Annotated in this window: 1 protein-coding gene; it reads right to left on the bottom strand. The window is 49.5% G+C overall.

Annotated features, from left to right (window positions below; genetic code table 11):
- On the bottom strand, positions 1 to 432 hold a 432-nt coding region (locus ACTHUR_RS21595), incomplete at both ends, for a D-alanyl-D-alanine carboxypeptidase (protein ID WP_440400868.1).

Genomic DNA, 432 nt, shown 5'->3' with positions numbered 1-432 from the left:
TCCCTTCCTTATCTTCAAGCGTCAATTTGTTTTGAATGTTCAGATTCGGCAGCGGCGGATTGGTACGGATGACCAAGCTTCCGTCTTCTTCTTTTTCAGCACGCAGTTCAACGGTTTTATACGCCAACATATTGGGGTCGGGCGGCGTCATAAAGCTTTCGGCAGAATCGGAAGCAAAATCATCCGGATTCTTCACATCGCCCCACAGGCTGCGGTCGAGTATCAGATGCCCATCAATATGGCGTATGCCCTTATCGCGCATCTGTTGCTGCATTTGCACCAAATCATGCTGGTCAAACACAGGATCGCCGCTCCCCACCCAATACACATTGCCTTTCAGTGTATCGCCTTTGATTGAGCCGTTGGTTTTAAACTCAGTTTTCCAACGATAATCGCCGCCCAGCATACGAAACGCGGTAAACGCCGTTACCA

The sequence above is a fragment of the Neisseria sp. P0021.S007 genome (assembly GCF_051956855.1).
This window is presented reverse-complemented; position numbering and strand designations above follow the sequence as displayed.